Origin of the sequence: Dyadobacter sp. NIV53, from assembly GCF_019711195.1 — a bacterium.
Lineage (GTDB): Bacteria > Bacteroidota > Bacteroidia > Cytophagales > Spirosomataceae > Dyadobacter.
The window spans coordinates 4308313-4332322 of record NZ_CP081299.1; the positions used below are offsets into that span (position 1 = coordinate 4308313).

Genomic DNA, 24010 nt, shown 5'->3' on the forward strand with positions numbered 1-24010 from the left:
CTTAGTTTGAATTCGGCGGTGAATTCTGGATATTTGCCCAAATAAACGAATATTGCCTCTTATGCCTGACCGCGCATACTTTTTACCTGCTTTTTTGCTCTTAGGCCTGCCATTTCTGGTTTTTCTAATGCTTTGGTCAGGAGGTAAAAGACTAAATAAGTCAGCAGGCTGGATTGGCGTAATTATTACCGCTGCGGGACTTTTTGTAAGTGTCCTGTTTTCCGATCCTGATGTGCTGCATATCGTCAGGTTTACCTGGCTCCATATAGGAAATACGCCCATAGAAATTTCATTCAGATTTGATACACTGACCTGTGTAATGCTGATCGTGGTTCATTTTGTCGCTTTGCTGGTTCAGATTTATTCCATTTCTTATCTGCATCATGACGAAAACCTGCATCGTTATTTTGCATTTATACAGCTCTTTCTTTTTTCCATGATCGGCATTGTTTTGTCAGGCAGTTTGCTGGTCATGTACATATTCTGGGAACTGGTCGGGCTTTCTTCTTATTTACTGATCGGTTTCTGGTATCACAAGCCACGTCCTGTCTGGGCTGCCCAGAAAGCATTTGTACTAAACCGGATTGGTGATGCTGCATTTCTGGCGGGTATTTTAATGCTCTTTTACTATATTGGTTCTACCGACTTTGAAGTTCTTTCCGTTACAGTTGATTCTATAAGTCCCGGAATTTTAACTGCCATTGGATTATGTTTGTTTGGAGGCTGTATGGGTAAATCTGCCCAGTTTCCGTTGTCGGGCTGGTTGCCGGATGCAATGGAAGGGCCAACTCCGGTATCTGCATTGATCCACGCCGCAACGATGGTAGCAGCCGGGATATTTTTATTGGCCCGCATATCATTTTTACTGACTTTTGATGCAAGAATCGGAATCGCAGTTATCGGTACCATTACGATGTTGATTGGTGCAGTAAAAGCCACACAGGTTTGGGATATCAAACGGGTTCTGGCCTATTCAACTATGTCACAATTGGGCCTGATGGTTTTAGCAGTGGGTATGGGTAGCTGGCAAACAGCATTTTTCCATCTTACAACACATGCATTTTTTAAAGCGGGTTTATTTCTTTCAGCCGGTTCTGTCATCCACGCTATTACGCCATCTGAAAATGATTCAGCCTTTGATCCGCAGGATATGCGAACAATGGGTGGTTTACGTAAGGCTCTTCCAATTACTTTTATTTGTTTTATCATTTGTTCATCTGCATTGGCCGGGCTTCCGTTTTTTTCCGGATTTCTCTCCAAAGACGCTATCATTACTGAAAGTTTTCTCTGGGCTGCCGAACACGGACCCCTGGCTTATATTTTTCCAATAGTCACGATATTTTCTGCGGGATTGACAGCCTATTATATGACCCGGCAGGTCTGGCTGATTTTCTTTGGAGAGAAAAGATATGGTATTTCAAAAAGCGTTCATCCGCATGAATCTCCGCTGCTAATGTATGGGCCTATGCTTTTACTGGCCGGACTTTCTGTTTTCGTATGGTTTTCTTGGAATCCCTTTAACGCAGTTTCAGGATGGTTTCCTTCATTCATTGGCCTTTCGGAATCAGCACATTTAATCTGGGTGCCTTTTGTTGCAACGGGAATTACATTCATTGCTATCTTTCTGGCTTACCGGCAGGCAACAAGTGAGAATCCGTTTGGTATTAACTGGGAAACACAAAGTACTCCGGAAATGCCAAAACAAGGTTTTTCATGGCTTCGGGAGTATTCCAATGAAAAGTATTTTCTTGTTCCGTTCAGTTTCATAGCAGACTTATCAAAACGTTTTGAAAAACATGTTATAGATGCTTTTGTAGATTTTATTGCAAAAGGCAGTGTTGTAGCTGCGCATCTGGTTAGCTGGGGGGATAGAAATGTGGTCGATGGTGGTGTGAAACTGACTGTATTTTCTATTCGTACTGCCGGACAAGCGGTTCGTGGTTTGCAGAACGGGAAAATCCAGTCATATTTTCTGGTGACAGTTGTTGGCGTGTTTTTGCTGATTTTATGGTTGGTATCTGTATAAAAGGTTTAAAAATTTATAAAATTTCAAAGTTAGCTAATTGCCATTCATTTTACGGTTTGTGCCAAAAGCTGAAAGTTCCTCATAATGATTGATCATATACTTACTTTACTGATAGCCATTCCGTTACTTGGCGCCGTTGCCGTTGCAGCCTGGCCCACACAGCGCCCTGAAAGTTTCAGGCTTATTGCTCTGGCTGCGCTGTTGCTGGAATTTCTGGTTGCTGTTTCGCTATATGTGGTTTTTGACAATCATCAGTCAGGGTATCAGTTGAGCGAAACTCTTGACTGGATAACAATTCCAATCGGATCGCTCGGTGTTGTTTCTATTGATTATGCCCTGGCCGTGGACGGTATAAGTTTCCCGTTGGTTTTGCTGGCAGTAATAGTGCTTTTTGTCGGTGTTATCAGTTCCTGGAATATCGGTAAGCGCACCCGGGGTTATTTTGCATTGTATCTTTTGCTGAGCGGAAGCATTATCGGCTGTTTTCTGGCTCAGGATTTCTTTCTGTTTTATTTGTTCTTCGAGTTTATGCTCTTGCCTATGTACTTCCTCATCGGATTATGGGGAGGGCCAAGACGCGAATATGCAGCGCTCAAATTTTTCATCTATACATTCTTTGGTTCACTGTTAATCCTGATCGTCATGATCGGTTTATACCTTTCAGCCATTGATCCCGTTGAAACTGCTCGTGCAGTTGGAGTGCTCGGAATGGAAGATGCGGCTACAAAAGATATTATTTTACAGCTTCAACAATGGCTTATGGAAGGTAAAATTGCACCAGAGGAATTGGTGCATACTTTCCGCTTTGCCTATCTGGCCGATTCAGGCAATTACATTCCGGGTTCTGTTTTAAGCCAGATTTCAGATTTTTACATACTCGGTATTCCTGTACGTCTGCTCGCATTCTGGTTTTTGTTCATTGGTTTTGCTGTTAAATTACCTGTTGTTCCGTTACATACGTGGCTTCCTGATGCGCATGTAGAAGCACCAACGCCTATTTCGGTTGTCCTGGCCGGAATCCTTTTAAAGATCGGAGGTTACGGTTTTATCAGGATTGTAGATGGCTTCTTTCCTTTTGAAGCACAATACAGTACGGTTCCGTTAGCAATTTTGGGCATGATTTCTATTGTTTACGGAGGTTTTAATGCATTGGGGCAAAGTGATCTTAAAAAGATGATCGCATATTCCTCAGTTTCTCACATGGGTTTTGTTTTACTTGGTATTGCAGCATTTACAGCCGAGGGTATTAATGGCGCTATCTATCAAATGGTAAGCCACGGAGTACTTTCCGCTATGTTATTTTTACTTGCGGGTGTGGTTTACGATCGTACGCATGACCGTAAGATTGAGAATTACAGAGGATTGATTGCAGTAATGCCACGTTATACTGTTCTGACCGGAATTGCTTTTTTTGCCTCTCTCGGCCTTCCTGGCTTTTCAGGTTTTGTAGGAGAATTATTTACGTTAATGGGCGCTTTCCAATCTGACCAGTTGCCGGTCTGGATTCCCGCATTATCTACACTCGGAATTGTACTAGCTGCTGCTTATTTTCTGTGGACATATCAGCGTATGTTTTTCGGCTCTTTCTGGTATAAAAATGATAACGCTTCTCACAGCACCACACATCCGCTAACAGATCTGACGACAAGAGAAATCGGCCTGTTAGTTCCATTAGCTATTCTGACTGTTTTGTTAGGAATTTTACCAGGAATTTTATTTGATATAACCGGGCCAACCGTGTCGGCGTGGCTGGAGGGTTTGCGTTAAATTTTATTCATCAATCAACAATCTTAAAAATGAATACCGGCGAAATTCTTATTTATGAAAATCAGGATGGTAACATTAAAATTGATGTGCGGCTTGAAGATGAAACAGTTTGGTTGACACAGTCTCAAATAGTACACCTTTTCCAAAAATCAAAATCTACTATAAGTGAACACATAAAAAATATTTTTGAAGAAGGCGAACTGATTGAAAAGTCAGTTATTCGGAATTTCCGAACAACTGCTTTGGATAATAAAACTTACGACACCAATTATTACAATTTAGATGTAATCATTTCAGTGGGTTATCGGGTAAAATCCAGGCAGGGAACCCAGTTTCGTATTTGGGCTACGCAAAGATTAAAGGAATACATTATTAAGGGATTTACTCTCAACGATGACCGCTTTAAATCTGGTAGCACTATGAATTATTTCAATGAGCTGCAAGATCGTATTCGCGAGATACGCATATCCGAAAGGTTTTTTTATCAAAAAATAAAAGACATTTATACTACTAGTATTGATTATGATGCAGCCAATGAAAAGACAGTTGCTTTTTTCAAAATAGTGCAAAACAAATTGTTATGGGCGATTAGCCAGCAAACCGCGGCTGAACTGGTATACCGCAGAGTCGATGGAAGTTTGCCACTTTTAGGTATGCAGTCTTATAATAAAAATAATAATGAGCCAGTAAAAAAAGCTGATATAAGCATTGCTAAAAATTATCTTCTTGAAGACGAGATCAGACTATTAGGGTTGTTAGTAGAGCAATATCTTGCATTTGCTGAATCTATGGCTCAGCAGCAAACACCTATGTATATGACTGATTGGATAAGCCGGTTAGACATTGTATTGCAACTTAATGGTCGTGAATTACTTACACATGCAGGGAAAATAAGTCATGAAATGGCTCTAAAAAAATCTGAGGAAGAATATAAGATATATAAAATCGAACTGGGAAAAACAGAAAAAGAAAACAGCCTCAAAGAATTAGAGCACGATATTTTAAAGTTAGAAAAATCAACAAATAAAAATTCATGAATAGCCCCCATTTTAAAATGAGAGCTATTCATGAATAGAAAATCATTTCCCAAATATCTGGTCAAAGCTGAACCTTCCTTTTTTAGTCAATGCTTCGAGTTTTTGTTGTTGCTCATTGGTTAGCACTTCCAGTATTTCCTGACGCTTTTGTGTTGCCAGTTCCTTATGATCCCGACGTTTTGCATAATCCTTGCGGGAAAGTTTTCTGTCCAGCCGTGCATATCTTTTGTCAATTTTTTTAAGCTCTTTCTGCTGGCGTTTGGTAAGGTTTAGTTCTTCCGTAAAACGGTCCAGGTTCTTTTCCAGCTTTTTATTATTCAGTTTGTTATTAACAACACGTTCTTCGTTACGTTCGGAATCGTCACGGGATGAATTGTTGGAAGTTGCACAACCGTTAAATACAAGTCCTGAAATTATCAGGGATAAAATTAAAATCTTTTTCATGGAAGCTAATTTGTCTGGGTTGAAATATTGATGCTAATAACGAAGGTGTTCCGGATAAAAATATAAGCGGATCAAAAACAGCATCTTTTTTTATTATTTTTTACAATGATATGTTTATTCCAATAAAAGTACTTTTGTAAAACGAAGCCAATAGTATTTATTTGAAAGTTTCCAGTAATTGTAGGTGCAATTGCGCTGCGCCGTTGTTTGTGTCCTCACAATCAATATCCTAAAAACCTTATTTCCCTTATACCTGAATTAAATTAACAAAATGAAAGAAAGTTCTACTTCGCAAAGGCTGCTCTCTCTGGACACGCTACGTGGTTTTGATATGTTTTGGATCTCCGGAGGAGAAGAAATCTTTGCTGCTCTTGCAAAAGTTACCGGCTGGTCATGGGCTATTTTTATGGCGCATCAGTTTACACACCCCGACTGGAATGGTTTCCGTGCTTACGATCTGATCTTTCCAACCTTTCTGTTCATGGCCGGAGTTTCGGTTCCGTTTTCATTGGGAAGCCGTTTGGAAAAAGGAGTGCCGCCTTCTGAACTGATTAAAAAAGTAATTCAGCGGGGACTGATCCTGGTTTTTCTGGGTATCATTTATAATAACGGGTTATTTCATACAGAATGGGCAAAAATGCGTTATCCAAGCGTTCTGGCACGTATAGGATTGGCGGGTATGTTTGCCCAGATCATTTATTTATATACAAACAAAAGAGCAAGGTGGATATGGTTTGCCAGTTTGCTTATTGGCTATTATGCATTTATGATGTGGTTTCCTGTACCGGGTTGCGGAGCGGGAATTCTTACCATGGAATGTAACCCGGCGAGTTATATCGACCGTATGATAATTCCGGGCCGTTTGCATCTTACTATTCATGATCCAGAAGGGCTTGTTTCGACGATACCTGCCATTGCTACCGGTTTGATGGGGATTTTCGCAGGAGAATTACTCCGTACAAATGACGAAATCATTCCAAGAAATAATAAAGTCGTGTATCTGATGGCAGCAGGTGTTATCAGTTTATTGCTGTGTCTGGTGTGGGATTTCTTTTTTCCAATCAATAAGAATTTATGGACAAGCTCGTTTGTACTTTGCGCAGGTGGGTTCAGTACTTTACTTTTGGGTTTGTTTTACTGGGTCATCGATGTATTGAACTATCGTAAATGGACATTCTTCTTTGTTGTAATAGGAATGAATTCAATCGTAATTTATATGGTTGGCAGATATATCGATTTCTTTTACACAGCCGAGGCATTATTTGGCGGGATATTAAGTTATTTCCCACACTCAGTTGCGGTGGTTGGTGAAGTTATTGCTTATATCATGGTTCAATGGGCATTTATGTATTTGCTGTATCGTAACAGGTTGTTCCTTAAAGTTTAAAATGCAATTAGCTTTTAGCGATTAGCCGTTAGCTAAAAGCTAATCGCTAAAAGCCAATCGCTAAAAGCTATTTCAATGTCAATTCAGGTTACCAATCTTACGAAGGTTTATGGATCGCAGCGTGCTGTGGATGGAATTTCATTTACACTCCGTCCCGGTGAAATCGTAGGTTTTCTCGGCCCAAATGGCGCAGGAAAATCTACAACCATGAAAAATTCTGACCGGGTATCTGAAACCTTCCGAAGGAACTGCCCGCGTTGCAGATTTTGATGTGAAAGAGCAACCCATGCAATCCCGCAGGGCAATAGGCTATTTGCCCGAACATAACCCGCTTTACCTGGATATGTACGTGCGTGAATTTTTATTGTTTTCGGGCAAAATGTATCAGTTAAGCGGCGATTCCCTGAAAGCGCGTGTCGGTGAAATGATATCGATGTGTGGCCTGGAAACTGAAAAACATAAGAAAATCGGACAGCTTTCAAAAGGATATCGCCAGCGGGTAGGTCTTGCCCAGTCATTTTTACACGATCCGTCAGTACTTATTCTTGACGAACCCACAACAGGGCTGGATCCTAACCAGATCCTTGAAATCAGAGAGCTGATCCGTACAGCCGGAAAAAATAAAACAGTCCTTTTTTCAACGCATATTATGCAGGAAGTTGAGGCTTTATGTGACCGCGTGATTATTATCAATAAAGGAAAAGTTGTGAGTGACAGTTCTCTGGAAACTCTAAGGGGATCCGGAAATTCACTGGAAGATATTTTCCGTAGTCTCACAAGCTAACAGATAGCGGCCCAATTAGTTGCTTGCCTAATAGTATTCTTGCCAATTATTAGAATTGCATTAAATCTTAAAAATAATTGCATTTATTGACCGGTAAATTGTTCTACTGGTAATCTTTGATAAATCTTATTCTTATTTGTAATTTAGAATGATCTTTGTCCCTCTTAAAAGTCAGTCGTTTATCCTATGAAGAGTTGGTTCATCAGCCGGTTTGGTTTTGTTGCTGGCATTCTTGTGCTGGTTGTGTTGAGTTCGGTTGTTTCTGTTGCATGGAAACTGATCCGTGTGAATACAGAAGTTGCGGAAGCTAATGCGTCCAAACCAGAACAGAAATCAACAAAAGCGCCCAGAAAGCATAGAGAGCCGGTTTTGGTGTTGCCTGAAAATAAATGGGTGGACAGTACTTTGGAAACCATGTCTACCGAAGAAAAGATTGGCCAGCTTTTTATGGTGGCTACTTTTTCAAACCGGGATGAATCACACTACCGGAATATCGACCGTCTGATCAACGATTTTCATATTGGAGGATTAATATTTTTTCAGGGTGGCCCCGTTGGTCAGGCACAGCTGACAAACAGATACCAGTCGCATACGAAAGTCCCTTTGTTTATTGGTATTGACGGCGAATGGGGTTTAGGAATGCGCCTGGATAGTACCATTTCATTTCCCAAACAAATGGTACTGGGTTCTATTCAGAATGATGAACTGATATACCGGATGGGAGCCGACATTGGAAAGCAATGCAGCCGTTTAGGTATTCATATCAATTTTGCCCCGGTTTCGGATATTAACAGCAATTCTAACAATCCGGTTATAGGTATACGTTCTTTTGGTGAAGATCGTGAAAACGTAACGCGCAAAGCCGTTGCTTATATGAAAGGCTTGCAGCACAACCAGGTGATTGCGACGGCCAAACATTTCCCCGGCCATGGTGATACCGACGCCGATTCTCATTTTACGCTTCCCGTTCTGACCCATTCCGCTGAAGAATTATCAGAAATTGATCTTTATCCTTATAAAGAAATGATCAATGATAGTCTGATGGGCGTGTTGAGTGGCCATTTGTTTGTTCCTGCCCTGGACAATACACCAAAACTGGCCAGTTCTCTTTCCGAAAAAGTCATCAATGGTCTGCTAAGAAAAGAACTTGGATTTCGCGGGTTGGTGTTTACTGATGCCATGAACATGCAGGGTGTGTTAAAAACCGGTAAAGCAGCAGATGTAAATTTGAAAGCATTGATTGCCGGAAACGACGTTTTGCTTTATCCTGAAAATGTAGCTGAAACGATTGCCAAAATTAAAGATGCGATTGACCGTAAAATCATCAGCGGAAAAATTATTGATGATAAAGTAAAACGTATCCTTCAGGCCAAATACTGGGCTGGCTTGAGTAATTATAAACCGGTAGAAATTACCAACCTTTATACCGACCTGAATACCGAAAACAGTAAAGAACTATATCGTGAACTTTGTGAAGCATCAGTAACAGTTGTTAAAAACGACAATAACATGCTTCCTGTCGGACTGACTATTGATAATAATATGGCATCGGTAAGTATGGGCGGAGAGAATAGTGTCACCTTCCAGAAAATGCTGACAACTTACAAACCGATGCGTTCTTATAATTTCTATGGCGGGCCATCTACTCAGGACGAAATTTCTGAAATGCTGACCTATCTGCAACCGTATGAGGTAGTTGTAGTGGATGTACATGGCATTGCTTCCAATCCGAAACGTAATTATGGGGTTACATCCGGCATGGTGGATTTTGTAACACAATTAAAACAACAGGGGAAAAAAGTAGTTTTATGTTTGTTCGGCACGCCATATAGTATTCAGTTTTTTCCTGAAACGGATGTTCTGATCTGTGCCGGACAGGATGGCAAAGATCAGCAGGAAATCGTACCCCAGATTATTTTTGGAGGCCTGACTTCACAGGGACGTTTACCAGTTTCCGTTTCGTCTTATAAAGCAGGCGCCGGCATAACTACATCGGCCATTAACAGGATCGCATTCGGAACTCCTGAAAGTGTGGGCATGGATGGAGTTATGCTTAATAAAATAGATGCAATAGCAACAGCTTCCGTTCAGGGACATGTGTTTCCTGGTTGCCAGATTTTAGTAGCCAGAAAAGGGAAAGTTATATATGACAAACAATTTGGTGGATTAAATTACAGGTTTCCCGAACGGGTAAATAATGAAACGATTTACGATCTGGCTTCTGTGACCAAAGTTGCGGCCACATTGCAATCCGTGATGCTGCTGTATGACAGAAAACAAATTGACCTGGATGAAAGAGCTTCCCATTATTTACCTGAATTGCTGGCCACCAATAAGGAGAATTTTACAGTACGCGACCTGCTGCTGCACCGTTCAGGTTTAATTTCATTTTATCCTTCATTGTGGGACAGGACAAAGAGCAGCGGAGGAGGGTTAATGCCCGAATATTACAGTTCAAGGCCTGATACCAGTTTTTATTTGCAGGTTGCTCCAAAGCTTTTTGCCAAACCTTCATTAAGTGACTCTGTGTGGAAATGGGTGATAAAATCTCCTATGAACAATAAAAAAGCACGGTCTGGTGAATATGGCTATCTGTATAGTGACCTGGGATTTCTGACACTGCAAAAAATTGTAGAAAAAGTAACCGGCCAGCCGCTTGATATTTTTGTCTCTTCCAACATTTATGAGCCATTGGGATTGCCATATTTAGGTTTCAATCCATTACGCCGTTTTCCGGAAAAACAAATTGCCCCTACCGAACAGGATTACCGTTACCGGAATCAGTTGCTGCAGGGAACCGCTCATGATCAGATGGCTGCCGAAGTAGGCGGGGTTTCCGGGCATGCGGGCCTGTTTGGTACGGCCAGGGATCTGGCTGTACTTTTTCAAATGAATCTTTGGAAAGGGAATTATGCCGGCCGCACATTTTTCCAGCCTGCTACCGTTCCTTTGTTTTCCAGGATTTACGACGAATCCCATCATCGTGGCTTAGGCTGGGATAAAGTGCCCGCAGATGGTAACAGTTCTTTTGTTTCTTCTTTGGCATCCGTTAATTCATTTGGACATACTGGTTTTACAGGGACAATGGTCTGGATGGATCCGGATGAGGACCTGTTATTTGTTTTCCTGTCCAACCGTGTCAATCCTGATGCTGAAAATAATGCTATAACAACCCAGCACACACGTAGAAGAATTCAGGATGTTGTATATACTTCGCTTCGCGAAAGGAAAAGTATTCTACATTGATAGTGTAAGAATGTATTTGAAAAATATATCTAACTTTACCAACTGAACAGGTAAGAGGAAAGATATTAGTAAGATACATGAAAAGAACATTTATTAACAAAGGAATTTTTGCTTGCATTGCCACGCTTCTGACAATAGCCTCATCATTTGCACAAACCATTACTACAAGTGCCGTAAGTTCCGCCGCCATATGTGCAGGCAGTACCATTTCGGTCGGATTCACTACCACAGGAACATTCCCAACAGGAACTGAATTTACAGCTCAATTATCAGATGCAACGGGATCTTTCACCGCTCCTGTTTCGGTGGGTACGGATACGGCAACTCCAATCAGCATTACTATTCCGTCTGAGGCAGCTGCCGGAACAGGTTATAAAGTCAGGGTTATTGCGGGAACAACACCAGTTACAATTGGCTCGGCAAGTGCTGTTTTTACAATAAATGAAATAACGGCAGCACCGGTAATTGTTAACAAAAACTATATCGTCAATGATGCATCTGTTTCATTGGCTTCGTCTGTTACGGGCACCGGATTATTGTGGTATTCTGCTGCAAGCGGTGGAACCGGGTCAGCAATTGCTCCAACGCCGTCTACCGCTGTTGCCGGAACCGTAAGTTATTACGTAAGCCAGACATTGACAGCCGGTTGTGAAAGTCCGCGTTCAAAAATCGATGTTATTACCGCTCCATGCACACCGCCCGCTGCCCCAACAGTTGTTAACAAAAGTTACATTGTAGGTGATGCTGCTGATATACTTACAGTTACCGGTGTTACCGGTTCAACATTCAAGTGGTATGAGTCTGCGACTAGTACCGCCGCATTGGCTTCTGCACCGACTCCATCAACTATTGCACCCGGAACAAAAAGTTATTTTGTAAGCCAAACAGTCGGTGGTTGCGAAAGTGCACGTGCCGAAATTGTGGTAACGGTAAATGCCTGCACACCGCCAGCTGCCCCAACAGTTGTTAACAAAAGTTACATCGTAGGTGATACTGCTGATATACTTACAGTTACTGGTGTTACGGGTTCAACATTTAAGTGGTATGAATCTGCGACTGGTGCCACCGCATTGGCTTCTGCACCAACTCCATCAACTATTGTACCCGGAACAAAAAGTTATTACGTTACCCAAACTATAGCAAACTGTGAAAGTGCCCGTGCTGAAATTGTAGTAACTGTAAATGCCTGTACGCCGCCTGCTGCTCCAACTGTTGCCAATAAAAATTATACGGTTGAAGATGCTGCTTTGGCATTGACGGCAACCGGGACCAGTTTAAAATGGTATACAACTGTAACCGGTGGCACGGGTTCTTCTACTGCACCAATTCCTTCTACTTCCACAGTTGGAACAAAAAGTTATTACGTTACCCAAACTGTAGCAAACTGTGAAAGTGCCCGTGCCGAAATTGTAGTAACGGTAAGTGCCTGTACACCACATGCTGCTCCAACTGTTGCTAATATAAGTTATACTATTGGAGATGAAGCGGTCGCATTAACTGCTACCGGAACAAATAAAAAATGGTATGCTGCTGCAACCGGTGGCACGGGTTCTTCTGTTGCACCAATTCCTTCTACTGCCACAGTCGGAACAAAAAGTTATTACGTTACCCAAACTATAGCAAACTGTGAAAGTGCACGTGCCGAAATTGTAGTAACTGTAAGTGCCTGTACACCTCCTGCTATGCCAACTGTTGCAGATGTAGAATATTGTATCACTTCACCAGCCGTTGCACTTTCAGCTACAGGTAAAGCTTTGAAATGGTATACAACTGCAAGCGGTGGTACGGCTTTAACGGCCGCGCCTGTTCCATCGACAGCTAAAGCGGGGACTACAAGTTATTATGTAACCCAAACGATCGGATGTGAAAGTGCCCGTGCAAAAATAGACGTTATAGTCAATCAGACTGCTATTCCCGTTGTGGACAAAGATCCGGTTCAGTATTGTTTAAAAGAAGAGGCCTCTCCACTTACTGCTACCGGAACTTTATTAAAATGGTATACAGCTGCAACGGGTGGGACAGGAACAGCTACAGCGCTAACTCCATTGACCACAACTGCCGGTACAAAAAGTTATTATGTAACACAAACCTTAAAAGGGTGTGAGAGCGAGAGGGCTGAAATAAAGGTGATCGTAAAACCAATTTCAGTGCTTCCAACTATTGCTTCCGATACAATTAATTTATGCCAGAATTCAACAGCAACTGCTTTAACCGCATCGGGTACTACAGGAGCTGTATTTAAATGGTACACTGTTGCAACCGGAGGTACTGCATTATCATCAGCTCCGGTACCTGCTACAACTATAGAAGTTTCTACCAGCTATTATGTAAGTCAAATTTCGTCAAATTCATGCGAAGGACCAAGAGCGAAAGTAACTGTAATAATTAGATTTACTCCACCTGCTCCGCCTGTTAATTCAGTATCTTATTGTGTAGGAGAAACAGCAGTGCCATTGACACCAGCCGGGCCGCTTTATAAATGGTATAGTGATGAAACCGGAGGAACAGGATCTGTAAATCCACCTACACCAAAAACCACAACTGCTGCAACTATTCCGTACTATCTGACGCAGTCGAATACTTATGCAACGTTGTCCTGCGAAAGCCCGCGTGCCAAGCTTAATGTTTTTGTGAATCCTACGCCAGCCGCGTTAGCCACCACATCAGAAGTTCTTTGTCAGGAACGTGAAAATAAAACTTACACATTCCCTGTAAAAGCTGCAAGCGGAAATACAATCAGATGGTATACCGCAGCTACAGGGACAGATACAACTAAAACACCTTCTGTTAATTTAACTACTGCGGGAACGAGCACGTATTATACGACTCAGGTTACAAATAAAGGATGTGAAAGTCCGGCAAGAGTAATACAAAAAATCCGTGTCAAACCATTGCCTGCAATTCCTGGTGTTGCCAATATCGAATATTGCCAGTTTGTTGCAGCATCGCCTTTAACTGCTACCTGGGTAACCGATGCAGTTCCTGCATGGTATGGCACAAATGCAACAGGTGGTACTGCAACTGGTACTGCACCTACGCCATCAACCAGTGAAGGCGGCACAACGTCATACTTTGTAGGCCAGTCACTTGAAGGCTGTTTAAGCGATCGTGCAAAAATTGATGTTAAAATCAATACTACTCCAAAACCAGTAACAACCACATATCTTGCTTATTGTCAGGGTGTGGATGCTCCGATACTGAACGCAACAGGAACTGATCTGAAATGGTACCGCAATGCAACAGATACACAATATCAGGAGAATCCTTTCTCACCGTATACCAACAAAGTAGAAGATTATTCCTTTTACGTTTCACAAACGACAACTACAAATGGCTGCGAAAGTCCGAAGGAAGAGATAAAGATCCACATCAAGGCGTTGCCATCTGCCACAATATCAGGGAATACAACGATTGATTTAGGTCAGACTGCTTCTATTACACTGAAATTTACAGGAGACGGGCCATGGATTTACATATTGTCAAATGGGACTACGGATACCACAGATCAGGCAACCACAACAATTGCTGTTACTCCGGGTATAACAACTTCATACATTGTTACCGAAGTATCCAATGCATGTGGCAAAGGAACGCCTAACGGCAGCGCTCTGGTGACAGTAAAAATCCCGACAATTGTTTCCGGTATTCCATCGGTGTCAGAAGCCTGTGCAGGGAAAAGTTTTGGTGTTCCTTTTCAGCAATCAGGGGATTTTCCTGCCGGCAATACATTTAAGGTTCAGATATCACTGACCAATACAGATAAATCGTTTTATACCATACCTTCCGTAGCAACGTCAAATCAGGTTACAGCTACATTTCCTGATACTACCAAAGGAGGCAATTACTTTATCCGGGTTGTAAGTTCAGGCGATAATCCTGATTTGTTAGTGAGAGGAAACGTAAGTACAGTTGGTATCTCAGCAAGTCCTTTGACAATTGCAACCCTGACAGGATCTCAAACGATATTAGCAGGCGAAAGTGCTACCTTAAAAGCAGAATTTACAGGAAAGGCTCCCTGGTCGTTCATGCTTAACAATGGTGTTAGCGATTCATTGATCACAACCAGCACCACTCCTTATTCATTTAAACTGGCTACGAAATCAACGACTACTTATACAATAAGTTCTGTTTCGAATAGCTGCGGGGAAGGAAAAGGAGTCGGCTCGGCGCGTGTTCAGGTTGATGCTATCCTGGGAGTAGAACCGCCGGTTGCATCTTCTGCCTGGCTGAATGTATATCCGACTGTTGTGGAAGGTAAATGTATTGTTGAAATTACAGGTGCCATTTCTTCAAAAGAAGCAAAAGTACAGGTTATTGATATGAACGGGCGCCCTCTGTTTGATCAAACTATCCGTAAGAAAACGACAGACCTGGATTTCTCAGCCTATCCGTCAGGATTGTATTTATTGCAGATACAGAATGGTAATCTTAACTCGGTACGTAAAGTAATGAAACCTTAATTACAGAAAGGTTTATATAGTCTCAAAAAATGGGATATTTGTTGCAGCCGCAATGAGTATCCCATTTTTCGTAATAAGTGGTTAAAAATAATTCTGGAAGAAATGAACATACAAGCCGATATCCTGGACAATTACTTTATGGCCGAGGCGATGCGTTTGGCGGAAATTGCTTTTGAAGAAGGGGAGATTCCCGTTGGGGCGGTTGCAGTCATCGGGGAACGCATTATTGGCAAAGGATATAACCAGACTGAAAAACTTCATGATGTAACAGCGCACGCAGAAATGCTGGCTATTACCGCGGCCTCGGATTATCTGGGCGCCAAATATCTACAGGATTGCACATTATATGTTACGCTGGAGCCTTGTGTAATGTGTGCGGGAGCTCTTTACTGGTCACAAATGAAGAGAGTTGTTGTTGGAGCATTAGATGAAAAAAGAGGATTTTCCAGGTTTGGCACAGGAATTTTACATCCTAAAACACAGCTTGTAACGGGAATTCTGGGTATTGAATCCAAAGAGTTACTTCTCAAGTTTTTTAAGACTTTAAGAACATAAACCAGTATTCTGCTGTTAGAAGACTAATAAACGTTAATTGATAACCATTAAACCTTAATTAAAATGGCTTTTACACTTGATCCATTACCCTACGCGAACAATGCATTAGAACCGCACATTGATGCATTGACAATGGAAATACATCATGACCGTCACCACCAGGCTTATGTTACCAATCTGAATGCTGCTATTGCCGGCACTGACCTGGAAGGCAAAACTATAGAAGAAATCATTGCCAATATCAGCAAAGCTCCGGCACCGGTACGCAACAATGGCGGCGGACACTGGAACCACAGCTTTTTCTGGAAATCACTTTCTGCTTCCGGCGGCGGTGAACCAACAGGAGAACTGGCAAAAGCAATCGATGCAAAATTCGGTTCATTTACAGCTTTCAAAGACGAATTCAAAAAAGCATCAATTGGCCGTTTTGGTTCAGGATGGGCATGGCTAATTGTAAAAGACGGTGCTGTATCAATCACTTCTACTCCAAATCAGGACAATCCATTGATGGATATTGCTGAAGTAAAAGGTACTCCGGTGATTGGATTAGACGTTTGGGAACACGCTTATTATTTAAAATACCAGAATAAAAGACCAGATTATATAGATGCTTATTGGAATGTTGTTGACTGGAAAGCAGCTGATGCTCTTTACATTGCAGCAAAATAATCCATTTAAAATATAAAAAAGGTTTGAAGTTTGTAAAAAAACTAAAAAATAGTCTTGCAAGCTTCAAACCTTTTCCTACTTTTGTACTCCCAATTGGGAAAAAACGGAGGTTGTAGCTCAGTCGGTTAGAGCGCTAGATTGTGGTTCTAGAGGTCGCGGGTTCGAGACCCGTCTCCCTCCCAGGTTTAAAGAGGTCCCGTATGGGGCCTTTTTTTGTGGCAAAATATTGAGGTTGTAGCTCAGTCGGTTAGAGCGCTAGAGTCGAGCGCGACCCCGGTCTACGCGACCCGGTCTACGCGACCCGGTCTACGCGACCCGGTCTACGCGACCCGGTCTACGCGACCCGGTCTACGCGACCCGGTCTACGCGACCCGGTCTACGCGACCCGGTCTACGCGACCCGGTCTACGCGACCCGGTCTACGCGACCCGGTCTACGCGACCCGGTCTACGCGACCCGGTCTACGCGACCCGGTCTACGCGACCCGGTCTACGCGACCCGGTCTACGCGACCCGGTCTACGCGACCCGGTCTACGCGACCCGGTCTACGCGACCCGGTCTACGCGACCCGGTCTACGCGACCCGGTCTACGCGACCCGGTCTACGCGACCCGGTCTACGCGACCCGGTCTACGCGACCCGGTCTACGCGACCCGGTCTACGCGACCCGGTCTACGCGACCCGGTCTACGCGACCCGGTCTACGCGACCCGGTCTACGCGACCCGGTCTACGCGACCCGGTCTACGCGACCCGGTCTACGCGACCCGGTCTACGCGACCCGGTCTACGCGACCCGGTCTACGCGACCCGGTCTACGCGACCCGGTCTACGCGACCCGGTCTACGCGACCCGGTCTACGCGACCCGGTCTACGCGACCCGGTCTACGCGACCCGGTCTGATTCTAGAGGTTGCGGCGGTGCGTCGATACGTTTCGAGACCCGTCTCCCTCCGCACGGCGGCCGCCCAAACATTAAAGTGCTGAAATTCAGGGCCTTTTTTTGTGGTAAAAACGGTGGTTAACACTCAGTCGGTTAGAGCGCCAGATCCGTCATCAGGTAATTTAGCAACAGCTTTCCCTTTCATTCCCTCCTTGACCAGATGGCCAAGAAAGATAGAAAAAGTTTCAATGTTCTGTTCTACACTGGCTCTTTCCAATGCCTGCATGTATTTGTCACGACTTTCCACAGGTATTACCGTCCAGGGATATCCTCCCGAAGCAAGCATTGCATTCATCAGGAATCGCCCCATACGTCCATTGCCGTCCATATAAGGGTGAATGAATACAAATATGAAGTGTCCCAATACAGCTCTTACCGATGCTTCGGGTTCTTCTTCCAGAAGCTCGAACAATACAGGCATCGCATCTCTCATGGCATCAACATTAAGCGGTACATGTTTGGAATTACCGATATAAACCTGATGGTTCCTGTATCCGGCGAGGTCCGCTGCCTTTAAGATACCGGCTGTTACACTTGGATCAAACAATTGTCTGTACCATTTGGAGTGATTTATGTCTGCCTGTGTTCCTGCATTTTTACCTTGAAGTATGGCTTCGATACTCTCCTTAACAGACTGAAAAGCCTGGTAGTACCCTCTGGCCGCCATTGCGTCGCGTTGTATACGGTCTTGTTTATTTTCGCTGGCATCCCATTCTCCCGAACTTACTTTGGCAATCAGTTCGGGCGTTACGCGGTATCGTTCAATGGATAGAGAATGATAGGCATCCGTTATGTAGATGTCGTCTATGTTTTTCAGAAACGCCTCATGGTCATCGGAAATCCCGGGAGAAGCCGGAAAGTTTGCTATTACAGATTGACGCATCTGCATCCACATCAGGCGTATCCGGTTTGCGTATGGCGAGCGTTCCCGTGCAGACAATTTCAGGTCAAGCTTGCTCTCAAATGGATCTTCCTCGCGGATATCATAATCTGCCTGCTTAAAGGTATCAAGAATCTGGTCGGCTATTCTACCTCTTCCGATATTCCTGAAAGCACCCGCCAGACGTCCCGCTAATGTTGTATGTCCATTTTCCAAAAGTATTGGCAATAACTCTGATGCATCTCTTATTAACGAAAGTGCTGTACGTGCGTCAATGGCATTACGCGTATACACAGTGGCAGAACTATACACCAATGCTGCCTGCAGGTTATACATCCGAATGCCATTTGCTGATATCGTAAGCTGATCCGCCTGAGGTAATTCACCCCTCATGTTGAATAGAGAGGTTTTGTGCGGTAGTGGCGTAGGATTGTTGTTTCCCAGCGGAGATCGCACAAGCAGCTGTTGGGGAACCGCCTGGCTACCTGCATGTAGCAATAAGGACTGCTCGGCAGACAAGGACCAGTCGTGACCATACTTGCGTTCCAGAAATACGGCAACAAAATCCCAGTAGGAACTATACCAGGCAGTGGTCTCACCATCTTTTTCTTCCGGATTAGTGGCTATGTACCAACCTTTCGTTACTTCCCGGATAAATCCGTTTTTAGAAAGTATTTCCCGGTATTTCCGGCTTGGCATATCGTCAGTATGAATGCCAACGATCCCTTTTTGCTGCAAATCGTGCAGGAATTGCAGGGCTTCTGCGAATCTTTCACGTGGAGTTGCCATATCAAAGAAGTGCTAATCTTATTATATTTCGTCGTTGCAAATCTATTAAATATTGATGTATTATTTTTATTAAATAATGTTGTGATAATTCTATTAAATCGTGACGATTATAAAAAAATGATCTCTGCTATTGATTGATAAATATGGAGGTTGTAGCTCAGTCGGTTAGCGCGCTAGAGTGTGGTTCTAGAGGTCGCGAGTTCGAGACCCGTCTCCCTCCTAGGTTTTAAAAGGTCCCTTTTGGGGCTTTTTTTGTGGAGTTAATCGTATTTTCCGGACAAGGGACTTGAATAATTTACCGTTAGCGTTCTGGAGTCCATGTAGAAAGGCCAACATTTATCATGTATTGTCAACCTCTAACTTGGATACACGAAATTTTAACTCTGTCTAAGACCGTTACAAAAGGTCAAATATTATAAGTATGCATGTTCAAAGGACACTACGCACAACGTGGGAGCAGCGCCATCTTAACCGTTTTCTTTTAATTTGGGATTTTGCGTATAGTATACTATCTTTTTTCCTATAATATTTCAAAAAAGAAAAGATATTTTTATATTACAAGAAACCATCCTCGTAATTGAAAATATAATGATGTCTCTTGAAAATCGACTACTAAATGTAAACTCTTTAAACATATGGCCTCACCAAAAAGATGCAATCCGTGAGATTGCTCACTATTTTGTTAATTTCGACAAAAAAGCATTTTTAATTAAAATGCCGACTGGAACAGGGAAAACGGGTGTATTCGCATGTCTGTCTCGCATTGCATATCCTGATAAAAACTTCATAATTATAACGCCAAGTACTGCTTTAAAAGAGCAAATTGTTCGCGAATTAAGATCAGACTTCTGGACTAAGATTGGTTATTCCTTGGAAAATCTCGAGCCTCAAGTAATTGAGCCATTACTACCAACGACCGCGGAAGAAGTCCTTGAAAAAATTAAGGGTCACCGTTTTATAATCGTGACAACAATACAGGCTTTGCAAACACTAGGATCGACGGAAAAATATAACGATACCTTCAAACTTTTACAAGCTGAAAGTGATTACTTGGTATTCGACGAAGGACACAAAGAACCTGCATTGACCTGGGGAGATACCGTTCGCTCATTTGGAAAACCAACGATATTGTTTTCTGCGACTCCTTATAGGAATGATTACAAAATTTTCAATATTGATAAAGAAAAATTTTATTCTCTGGAACACTCGTTTTGCGAGAACCAAAATATTCTAAGAAAAATTAAGATTCGGCCAATCCCTTCTTCAAGAAACCACCAAGACTTCGTTGTTAATTTGCTGAAAGAAATAGAAAGTGTAAGCAACATTCTTGCGAATCAAGGAATAAAAAAACCGAAAACTATAATTAGATGCGAAAAAAGTGACGATATCGCAAAAATTGTAGGAGCATTAAAAGTCGCAAGAAAAACCGTGATCGGTATCCATGAAACATTCAAAAATTACAAGAATTTTACGAAAGATGTACCAGATTCAGACGATCAGAAGAAGTACGATTTTTTTGTTCATCAATACAAACTAATTGAGGGTATAGACAATCCTGATTTTTGTATTGTAGTTTTATTTGCAGATTTCGGTAGTACGAGGATGCTAATTCAGCAAATCGGGAGAATTCTTCGTAATCCTGAACGGAAACCAGATCAAGTTGCATTTTTGTTTTCAGGGAATGTGACTAAAACAAATGAAGAGTGGGAAAAGTATCTCACCTATGATCAGTTAATTGATACCAGAAAGAAGCTTTTCGATATAACAGATGTCTTAAAGGTAAACAAAGAAGCATCAACATTATATTTTAGCGGAGCTTTTAGGGATCTCGTCGACGTTAACAACATATCATTAACCGAGAGCTTACTATTTCAAAAAAAAATAAATGCATACGAAAACGACGGCTCGATAACTTTCAAAGAAATGTCTGAGCTAGTACTAGAGGAGTGGAATAGACGTGACTATTATATACTAAAACATGAGATTCCTGAAACGGACACCTTGCTTATTCTCTATATAAAATACGAAAACTCTCCACTGGTTAAGGACGGCATTTTTATCGAACAAACGCTTGCGTTGACATTTTTAAAATTCTATAGAGACCGAGTTTTATATTATGATAGCATACAAAATAGTCAGATGAGGCAAATTGAAGCCCTTTCGCCGATAACAAGGGAATCTCTTATTAAGTTGTTTAAAGACAAGCGTTCAATAAGCAAAATTTATCTTCTTAATACGGATGTGGGAAGAGCAAGCGTTCGAAGCAAAGAGTTACAAGCAAATTCCGTGGAAGACACTGCCCCAGGGTTGTCTGACCACTCATACTTCCCATCGCGTCTAGAAGGATATGTAGACGGTGATATAGAAATGAAAAAGCGTTACATCGGATTTCAAAATGGAAGAATTACTGATTTTAGTAACAGAAGAATAGAATATTCCGATTTTCAGAAGTGGCTAAATGGTGTTATGCTCGAATTAGATGCAGTTCTAGGATACGCTGAGGTGAACGGATTTCTTAACAGGTTTGCTGAAAAAGTTGATCCCCCAAGGAATACAAATGCTTCCTCCATACTATTAGATATTTCTGATGAAATTTTGTTTCAATATAAAATCGAAGAAAGCTCAGAAAACATTTTTGTTGACACTCTATGTATTGACGTAGAAGCAGGCGTGTTTATCTTGGAAGTAAATAAAAAAGAATTTAAAATAGACATTAGATACCTGAAAGACAAAAAGAAATATCTTCTTAGTAGTCATGAGTTGGACTCTGCTATTACAAATTTGAATTCCAAAGAGCCTTCACTGCTTGAATACCTCAATGCACAACAATCCTTTCGCATCGTGTTGGAAGGAAATCAACATATTTATGCTTACAAAAACTTCTTCAAACCAGGGCTAAACCTTGTAAGCAAAAATAAAGATTTAGACATTAATCAACTTTTTCATCCACATAAATGCATATCCAAGATTGCGAGTGAAAAAGGTTCAGAAGTTCTAACAGTGGCAGACAATCTCTGGCACCCAGATACACTATTTGGAATTGCAACAATAAAGAGGACAAAATGTTAAGCCGCAATTTTCTGCATATTTAAAAGTTCTTCAAATTCTTTTGGTGACATGTACCCGAGGGCAGAATGAAGCCTCTTTCTATTATACCAGGTTTCAATATATTCAAATACAATTATTGCTGCCTGGTGTTTATTAATAAAAGTATTTTGGTAAACACATTCTGCTTTTAAGGTCTTAAAAAAACTTTCAGCAACCGCATTATCCCAACAATTTCCTTTTCTGCTCATGCTTCTTATTACCAGTGGGCTTTTGTCCAGCAAACTTTTAAATTCGTTGCAGGCGTATTGAATTCCCCTATCCGAATGGAAAATTAATTCACAGGTTACGCTTCTATTTTTCAGAGCCATTTTCCACGCAGGTATCACAGTATCAATAGCTTTCATTGTTGAACTAAGCGCCCATCCAATTACTCTCCTGTCAGCTAAATCCAGTACTATGGTGAGATATAGCCAACCTTGCGTCGTTTTAATGTATGTGATGTCAGACACCCACGCAGTAGCTATTTTTTCTACTTTAAATTGCCTGTTAAGCTTATTTGCTACAACCGGATATGTATGTTCAGAATCTGTTGTGACACGGAATTTTCTCTTGACAATACTTCTTATTTTTGCTTTCTTCATCAGTCTGGCGACCCTTGGACGGGACACTTTCACCCCCAGTTTGTACAATTCCTGAGTGACCCTGGGGCTTCCGTACGTTTGTTTACTATCCCCATGAATAACAATTATTTTATCGATAAGGGTCTGATTTTCAATAGCTGTATCCGATAGTTTATTGCTCAGCCAAGTATAAAACCTGCTTCTGCTTACCTTAAAAACCATGCACATTTTCTCAATGGGAAATATTTTCCGGTGATCCTTTATGAACCCGAATATTTGCCATCGCTCCTGGAGAAAATGCCTACAGCCTTTTTTAAGATATCTCGTTCAAGTTGTGTGTCGCGGAGTTCTTTCCTTAGCCGGGCCAATTCCTGTTCCGTTTCACTTAAAATCACCTTTCCGTTGCCAGGAAAACTACCGTTTTGTTTCGCAGAAAACTCTCTACGCCAGCGGTATAGCATAGCAGGTGGAACATCCAATTCTTTTGCCAGTGCAGCAAGGTCTGTGCGGCTATTGCTTAGTTCAACGCTCATCAGTTTGAACTCCTTGTCAAATACTCTTCTTTCTCCAGACATAAGTGTTAAGTTATAAAAGTTTCACTTAACTCAATGTCCACTTAAAGGTAGCAAGTCCAATTTGGCTTAATAGCAAGAAGAGGCAGAGGATATGGTGATCTTGATCTAGAAAATCAATTCGACTTCGATTATTTACTTTGTGACGATTTAAATGGAGAACTTGGTGACTTCATCGCTCTAAATTCCGTCACTAAAAAAGTTGTGTTCATTCATGCGAAGGCGAAAGATGCGAAGCTCTCTGCAACTGCCTTCACTGAAATCTGCGGACAAGCAACTAAAAACCTCGACTACCTTACTCCATACTTTGAGAAAAATCCGACAAACAATATAAACAAATGGAAAAAACCTTGGAGTGTAAGTAAAGTCGGAACAATTTCAAACCGAATGATCGTTGGAAGCGCAACACCAAAAAAATTGTGGGATAAATACAATGCCATAATTTCTAATCCGTCGGCCACGAGGGAGGTTTGGCTTTTTGTGGGAAATATGTTTGATTATGATGCATTTAAAAAGGAGCTTAACAAGGCCAAAATAGAAGATGTTAAGCCTGAGATTATCCAGCTTGTGTATCTTCTTAGATCAACCTGGAATAGCGTTTCCTCGGTCGGTGCGCAACTCAAAATATTTTGTTGATTTTATTATAATGTTAAACTGAATGTCTAATTTTATCATAAACCTTGGAACAAATAATAACCTTTTAAAACTATAAGGTACTAGTTGGTTCTTTTAATTAAAACTCCCCATCAAGGATGTTTGGATCGAAGGTAATCAAATCGATAAGTTCTG

General features: G+C 41.9%; 15 protein-coding genes and 1 tRNA gene. 13 read left to right on the forward strand and 3 right to left on the reverse strand.

The annotated features are described in order from the left end of the window. Positions 1-61: 61 nt before the first annotated feature. The 3 genes from nuoL (at position 62) to rhuM (ending at position 4830) form a co-directional block, all read left to right on the forward strand. A complete protein-coding gene (gene nuoL, locus KZC02_RS17690; RefSeq protein ID WP_221389920.1) occupies positions 62-2026 on the forward strand; it encodes an NADH-quinone oxidoreductase subunit L in 1965 nt (654 codons plus the stop codon). 84 nt (positions 2027-2110) lie between these two features. Beyond that, positions 2111-3793 carry a NuoM family protein gene (locus tag KZC02_RS17695; protein WP_221389921.1) on the forward strand — a complete coding sequence of 561 codons (1683 nt, stop codon included), beginning with the start codon at positions 2111-2113 and terminating at the stop codon, positions 3791-3793. A 29-nt stretch (positions 3794-3822) separates the two neighbouring features. Continuing rightward, positions 3823-4830, forward strand: coding sequence for a RhuM family protein (gene rhuM / locus KZC02_RS17700; RefSeq protein WP_221389922.1), 1008 nt, complete (start codon positions 3823-3825; stop codon positions 4828-4830). A gap of 42 nt (positions 4831-4872) precedes the next feature. Here rhuM and KZC02_RS17705 read toward each other — a convergent pair whose 3' ends face one another. Beyond that, entirely contained in the window at positions 4873-5274 is a 402-nt protein-coding gene (locus tag KZC02_RS17705) for a hypothetical protein (protein ID WP_221389923.1), read from the reverse strand. 271 nt (positions 5275-5545) lie between these two features. Between KZC02_RS17705 and KZC02_RS17710 the strand changes: the two genes are divergently transcribed. From KZC02_RS17710 to KZC02_RS17740, 8 genes are all read left to right on the forward strand, one after another. Next, positions 5546-6661 carry an acyltransferase family protein gene (locus KZC02_RS17710; protein ID WP_221389924.1) on the forward strand — a complete coding sequence of 372 codons (1116 nt, stop codon included), beginning with the start codon at positions 5546-5548 and terminating at the stop codon, positions 6659-6661. Between the two features lie 75 nt (positions 6662-6736). Then, positions 6737-6931, forward strand: coding sequence for an ATP-binding cassette domain-containing protein (locus KZC02_RS32980; RefSeq protein ID WP_310590322.1), 195 nt, complete (start codon positions 6737-6739; stop codon positions 6929-6931). Position 6932: 1 nt separating this feature from the next. Continuing rightward, a complete protein-coding gene (locus tag KZC02_RS17715) occupies positions 6933-7445 on the forward strand; it encodes an ATP-binding cassette domain-containing protein (RefSeq protein ID WP_310590323.1) in 513 nt (170 codons plus the stop codon). Between the two features lie 186 nt (positions 7446-7631). Beyond that, complete coding sequence (locus KZC02_RS17720; RefSeq protein WP_221389925.1) at positions 7632-10691, forward strand: glycoside hydrolase family 3 N-terminal domain-containing protein; 3060 nt, start codon at positions 7632-7634, stop codon at positions 10689-10691. A gap of 77 nt (positions 10692-10768) precedes the next feature. Next, the gene (locus KZC02_RS17725; protein ID WP_221389926.1) at positions 10769-15151 is read left to right on the forward strand and encodes a T9SS type A sorting domain-containing protein; all 4383 of its coding nucleotides are present in this window, start codon (positions 10769-10771) and stop codon (positions 15149-15151) included. Between the two features lie 102 nt (positions 15152-15253). Continuing rightward, positions 15254-15706 (forward strand): nucleoside deaminase, encoded by a 453-nt coding sequence (locus KZC02_RS17730; protein ID WP_221389927.1) that lies wholly within the window; start codon positions 15254-15256, stop codon positions 15704-15706. A gap of 63 nt (positions 15707-15769) precedes the next feature. Continuing rightward, complete coding sequence (locus KZC02_RS17735; protein ID WP_221389928.1) at positions 15770-16375, forward strand: superoxide dismutase; 606 nt, start codon at positions 15770-15772, stop codon at positions 16373-16375. A 105-nt stretch (positions 16376-16480) separates the two neighbouring features. Further along, positions 16481-16556: transfer RNA gene (locus KZC02_RS17740), tRNA-His, on the forward strand. 841 nt (positions 16557-17397) lie between these two features. On the opposite strand, the gene KZC02_RS17745 is transcribed toward KZC02_RS17740, so the two are convergent. Then, the gene (locus KZC02_RS17745) at positions 17398-18981 is read right to left on the reverse strand and encodes a Fic family protein (protein ID WP_221389929.1); all 1584 of its coding nucleotides are present in this window, start codon (positions 18979-18981) and stop codon (positions 17398-17400) included. Between the two features lie 588 nt (positions 18982-19569). Between KZC02_RS17745 and KZC02_RS17750 the strand changes: the two genes are divergently transcribed. Beyond that, positions 19570-22050 (forward strand): DEAD/DEAH box helicase, encoded by a 2481-nt coding sequence (locus KZC02_RS17750; protein WP_221389930.1) that lies wholly within the window; start codon positions 19570-19572, stop codon positions 22048-22050. Here the strand turns inward: KZC02_RS17750 and KZC02_RS17755 are convergent. Continuing rightward, positions 22047-23224 (reverse strand): IS3 family transposase gene (locus KZC02_RS17755; RefSeq protein WP_221389931.1). Its coding sequence is split into 2 segments (ribosomal slippage): positions 22047-22954 and positions 22954-23224, totalling 1179 coding nucleotides; the frame shifts between segments, so codons are not numbered across the junction. The two genes, KZC02_RS17750 and KZC02_RS17755, sit on opposite strands and share 4 nt — an antisense overlap. Before the next feature lie 201 nt (positions 23225-23425). Between KZC02_RS17755 and KZC02_RS17760 the strand changes: the two genes are divergently transcribed. Continuing rightward, the gene (locus KZC02_RS17760) at positions 23426-23857 is read left to right on the forward strand and encodes a hypothetical protein (RefSeq protein ID WP_221389932.1); all 432 of its coding nucleotides are present in this window, start codon (positions 23426-23428) and stop codon (positions 23855-23857) included. The last annotated feature ends 153 nt before the right edge of the window (positions 23858-24010 follow it).